The sequence below is a fragment of the Pseudomonas sp. 2VD genome, assembly GCF_005503585.1.
In the GTDB taxonomy this organism is placed as follows: Bacteria; Pseudomonadota; Gammaproteobacteria; order Pseudomonadales; family Pseudomonadaceae; genus Pseudomonas; species Pseudomonas aeruginosa.
Window position 1 is genome coordinate 1 of record NZ_SCND01000487.1, and the last position, 3714, is coordinate 3714.

Annotated in this window: 3 protein-coding genes; all 3 read left to right on the forward strand. The window is 49.5% G+C overall.

All coding sequences use genetic code 11. The annotated features are described in order from the left end of the window. Nucleotides 1–434 precede the first annotated feature (434 nt). The 3 genes from FFS27_RS30250 (at nucleotide 435) to FFS27_RS30260 (ending at nucleotide 3102) form a co-directional block, all read left to right on the forward strand. Nucleotides 435–641, forward strand: a complete 207-nt coding sequence (locus FFS27_RS30250) for a hypothetical protein (RefSeq protein ID WP_023100772.1) — start codon at nucleotides 435–437, stop codon at nucleotides 639–641. Nucleotides 642–1069: 428 nt separating this feature from the next. Then, the gene (locus FFS27_RS30255; RefSeq protein ID WP_073937350.1) at nucleotides 1070–1864 is read left to right on the forward strand and encodes a hypothetical protein; all 795 of its coding nucleotides are present in this window, start codon (nucleotides 1070–1072) and stop codon (nucleotides 1862–1864) included. A 383-nt stretch (nucleotides 1865–2247) separates the two neighbouring features. Next, nucleotides 2248–3102 carry an RsiV family protein gene (locus FFS27_RS30260; RefSeq protein WP_079384781.1) on the forward strand — a complete coding sequence of 285 codons (855 nt, stop codon included), beginning with the start codon at nucleotides 2248–2250 and terminating at the stop codon, nucleotides 3100–3102. The last annotated feature ends 612 nt before the right edge of the window (nucleotides 3103–3714 follow it).

The following is a 3714-nucleotide window of genomic DNA, read 5'->3' on the forward strand; positions in this document are numbered from 1 at the left end:
GAAAATGTAAGAAATACTCGTCGAATTGATTGTTTTTTGATCATTTGGCGAGTTTAAAAGTTGCGCTAGGTGGTATGCCGGGGAAATACATGGCTACTTCAGACCATCCCTAGGATGAATATTCGGCTTGTAATCGTTGCCGCCTGGTTACTACTAATCCTTCCCCCAGTCGTGTTGATCAACGTGTTGCAGGCACACACTGCGCTGCCATACCCAGCTGTTGCGCTCTGGGGATCACTCGCCTGGATCAACACAGCTTGCCTGGCAATGCTGTGCTGGCCCCTGGGTCAACGCGAAGCAGCTCGAATTTTCGTGTGCATTCTGATCGGCCTGCCAATCGGAATTCTGGTCTCTCTGACCAAAGCATGAATCGGCCTGCAGCATACGAAAAAGATAACGGCAGCTAGAGAGGCTCTCAGAGGAGACTTGCCCACATGACAGACGCGGAACGCTACCCACTACGTGCAATTGCATTGATGAGTACAGACGAACTCGCTCAAGGCGCCCTGCTGGCCATCCTTAATGAGAGCCTCGATCAAGCACGACGGCATCTCGCAGAGTCATGCTGGAAGGAGCTCCTGCACGAAGATCAGCTCATCCAACGCCAGCAATTGGCGACGGAGTTTGGCTTGAAAACGTAGATGCTGGCGAGTTAGCATCATTCGACTTGGCCGGTCCAGCGCACGAAGCGGAGGGGTAAATCCAGCGTAGTCGCTGTGTGTGGCAAGTACTGAGAGGCGGTCCGATCTGCATCTGCAGACAACCTCCTCCTTTTAACAAGGGGTCTCAGAGCCCCGCTTTCCCTACAAAAGGGATCAACGAATGAGGAGCCTAGGCTCCTCTTTCCATTTCACGCCTCCTGCTCCTCTCCCCCGCCGTCCCTCCTAGCGACTGGCACTAGTCAGTTTTTTGATGTCAAAATGCCACCGCATGCTGGTATGGGCTGCCTCGCCCTGCGTGCTGACCGGCTTCTGGCACACGTAGCGCGGAATTAGGGTAACAACGCAGCAATCTGGCCACATCTTTAGGCCCCCTAATTCATTTAGCTCTCATTGAAAGGACTTAATCTGTGAATCACATGATGAAATTTGGAGCCGCAATCGTAGCCGCTGGAAGTTTGGCAGGATGCGGGGGAGAAGACTTCAGCGGCGCGTACAGTTCAGACGGCCCCTATGGCAAGCATCTGGTACTGAACATATCAGGCGACAATGCCAAAATTTTCCTTGTTAATAAATCCACGGCAGAAATCAGCGGATTAACCGACTTCACAGTGGATTACAAGAATGAGAAGCTCCTACTGGACTCTTCCAAAGAGAATGTCCACCTGACCTTTAAACGTGCCGAAGATGAACGTGGACTGGACTGCCTGAATTGCGAAGAACGCTCAATTCGGCTGCCAACCAAGTGGGCACAGGTCAGTACTAAGCCTTATGACGTAGACTCGATGCTGAAGGAGCAGGAAGAGAAGCGCCAAGCGGCAGCACAGGAGGAAGAGAAGCGTAGAGCGGAGGCCGCAAAGCTGGTCAAGTTCGATGGTGACTGGGTAGCCAAACGTCACTATAAAGATGACTCGCTCTTCATCATGTCGATAAGCCCTGAGAAGGGCGTAAAGCACTGGGCATTCAACTATAGCAGTGCCGCCAAGCTGATTTCGATGGATCGCAGATTTGAAGTCGAAGGTGATGAACTGGTTTTGGTCTCGGATGACTCTTCGACAAAGTACGCACTCACCGAAGACGGCACCAAATTAATGTGCACCAACTGCAACTCAGAGAACAATTGGATTAAGGCAGACCCTATCAAAGTTAACGACCTGACTTATACCCGAAGCCTTGCCGGAAACCCACAAGAAGTCCGCAAATAGACAGCCCCAGTCGCCCTGCCCCACGTGAGTTGGGGCGACCTCTCCTCCGCTATCGGCAGCCTTTTATGCCGTTTGCTGCCGATGATCGGAACGCTTTGTCAACATGATGGGCAGAGAACGGCCAGAAGCAGATCCTCACGGAACGCGGCGCTTAACGCAAATTGGAACCATAGACGCAGTGCCTACGACATCACACCCACAGGTAGGTCTTTTCGCCTTTCCTCCTCTGCCCGTGTCGCGTCTGAAAGGCTTGAGACAATTGGCGCAAGGGGACTGAGCATAGAGAATTAACACTATACGAAATATCTGGATTAAAATTTTTACCTATATCTCGTACCTGCAGCCATACCCCCGCCTAACATCATCAAGGAAATAGATAGAACATGGAATTAGATTTACTAAAAAACCTAATAGGCTCAACCGGTTTAGGTGGCTTTTGCGTAGGCGTTCTTTTTCTACTATTCAGAAAAATTATTGGAGCAAAATTTCTTTCAAAAATGACAAAGGAACACTCATTCAAGATAATCAACAGAATAATTGTATTTACGTTTTTGATAGCTATTTTAGGCCTTGTTTTTTGGTTCTTCCTGCAATTGAAAACCAAAGAAGAACCTGTGGTGAAGAATATTTCAGCTGACACCCCCCTCCCCCGGCTAATTATTCAGGAAAGAAAAGAAACCAAACCCAACCCTAACGACCCAAAGTGGACGGTAGAGATAGATATTGAGTATGTACAGCTACGCAACTTAGGAAATATGGGTGTTCAGAAGCTTATCAACGACGCACTCGTAGCTGACGCGGGAGCTGATAAAGAATACGAGGCAGAGAATTGGCATTACAGAGTAGGTAGCCACACAATAAAAGGGGATCTATTGAGCATTGTCTCTTATGGCACCTACTATGGCCATGGAGCCGGTGGTGCAGGCAATGTAATAACAAGCACAAACCTGAACTTGAAAACTGGCGGGAGAGTTGAATTCAAGGATCTATTTAAATCGGGCTACGCCGAAACACTGAACAAGTTAGTCTTGGCTGAGCTTAAAAAAAATGGTTATGGCGAGTTCTTTCAGGGATTAGAGGAAGATCAGTGCTATTTCTTTGATGGCAACTACCTTTCATTGTGCTTTGATGAGTATGAGGTGGCTCCAGGGGCTGCGGGCGCGGTCACAGTTGAGTTGCCTTTGAGTTCTATACGAAGCCTTATAAGCCTAAACGGCCCCCTAGCCTATGCAATATAGGGCGCTGGCAAATGTCAAATTCTAAGTGTTGCTTTGGGCGAATCCAGTCTGACTTGGGAGTATCCCAAAAGCTGCAGCAAAGGGGAAAGATCTACTTTTCCTACTCTAACATACCCCCACGGCCCGTCTCTATCGTTGGCGGGAGGCAGCTGTCGGCCAAGAGCGGACGTTAAGATAATCCTAAAGCCCAAGAGAATCGTACGAGATAGCGCTATAATCTCTCGACTGATACGATGAGTATTGATGCTACTGGTTTGGCTATGGCACAGAAGTCACAGGTCATTGTTGTAGACTTTGAACTGACACGGCGTTCGTCGGAGATACGGCCTTGAACAATGAGACACCAGAGCTGAAGCCCAAATTCTCAGTTCCGCTTCGGCGCCAAGAGGCAGAATTTGCTGGATACCGGTGCAGTCTTCGCGGGTGTAACGAACCCGCTCACGGCCCCGCCCTAGGTAGCAGTAAGGACGTCACAGACGACGAAGAAGCAAAAGCGATCCCGCGAGGCCAAGGCGCACATATTTACTCATCTAGCCCAGATGGACCTCGGGGCCAAGGCGGTTTAAACAAAGATAAGCTCGCAGGAGCAAACAACTGCCTTCATGTATGTCC

Coding starts and splice junctions, on each gene's coding strand:
- FFS27_RS30250 (WP_023100772.1), top strand. CDS start 435: ATGACAGACGCGGAACGCTACCCACTACGTGCAATTGCATTGATGAGT.
- FFS27_RS30260 (WP_079384781.1), top strand. CDS start 2,248: ATGGAATTAGATTTACTAAAAAACCTAATAGGCTCAACCGGTTTAGGT.